Origin of the sequence: Romboutsia sp. 13368, from assembly GCF_018336475.1 — a bacterium.
GTDB lineage: Bacteria > Bacillota > Clostridia > Peptostreptococcales > Peptostreptococcaceae > Romboutsia.
Map to the genome: position 1 here is coordinate 944114 of NZ_CP048741.1, position 1145 is coordinate 945258.

Consider the following 1145-nt stretch of genomic DNA (forward strand, 5'->3'; position numbering starts at 1 on the left):
ATTACAAATTATTACATTTAAYTATTTATATAAAAATATTTCTAAAATTTAAGTAGGACGTTAAAATAATAGATTAAATAAATAAACCATATTGACTAATAGTCAATATGGTTTATTTTAAATTATTAATATAAGCTTAAATTAAATGCTTTATATAATATTTACTTTTATTTATTAAATAGATAAGTAGTTAAATCTTTTTCATTTAAATCTATACCTAAATAATAAACTATATTATTTTCTAATAGGTAATAGACATATCTTGACATATTTAATCCTATCTCATTATTGTTTATAGTATATAAATTTGTTCTAAAAATCTGAGTGTTTCCAAACTTTCTATAAAGTGTAAAAGTTCTTTTAAACCTTTTATCAATAAGAGTATCGGTATTTTTAAAAGACTTAATAAAAGGAACTTCATTTATTACTTTATTATCTAAATAAATACATTTTAAGTCAAAGCTATCATTTTTACCGTTTGATAACTCTTCCCATAAATTTATTAAGTTACTATCTTTTAATAAATCTAATCCTACTGTAGGTGGTAGTATAATTAAGTTAGACATATCTTCTGTAGTTTCGCTATTATCATTCCAATTTATATTAAGTTCATCTTCTTCAATAAAAGATATAACTCCAATCATATTAATATTGTTCTTTGAAACTACTATATCCCCAACATCACATGTAGATTTATATTCACAGTCTCCAGGCAATGTTAAATTTCCATTATTAAGTGCAAATTTAGATACAATATCCTTTTTTTCTAATTCATCTTTTGTTATAAAATTCATATTATTCCTCCTAAAACCTTCCTATTTTAAATATAGCACTATTAAGCTCATTTATCATTAAATAAAAATATATATTAATATAATAACCACGAAAAAGTAAAATACTTAACAAATTATGTAGCTTTACAAATAAATAGCGTAATCAATATTATTTTAGCTCTAAAGATATTAAAGAAACAACAAAATTATCTAATATTTACTATTATATAGTTTATATCAAGGTAAAATGTAGGAATATCCCTAGATATAGAGTAGTAACAAATACTTACAAGTTTTGATAAATTAATATATGATATATAGGGGTAACTTAAATGATATATATTATTTAAGGTAYTGAAGTATATTCATTTA

At 20.5% G+C, this 1145-nt stretch carries 1 protein-coding gene; it reads right to left on the reverse strand.

Annotated elements, in window-relative coordinates; genetic code table 11:
• Positions 1 to 167: 167 nt before the first annotated feature.
• A complete protein-coding gene (locus tag G3997_RS03775; RefSeq protein ID WP_296648352.1) occupies positions 168 to 794 on the reverse strand; it encodes a hypothetical protein in 627 nt (208 codons plus the stop codon).
• Positions 795 to 1145: the final 351 nt, after the last annotated feature.

Coding starts and splice junctions, on each gene's coding strand:
- G3997_RS03775 (WP_296648352.1), bottom strand. CDS start 794: ATGAATTTTATAACAAAAGATGAATTAGAAAAAAAGGATATTGTATCT.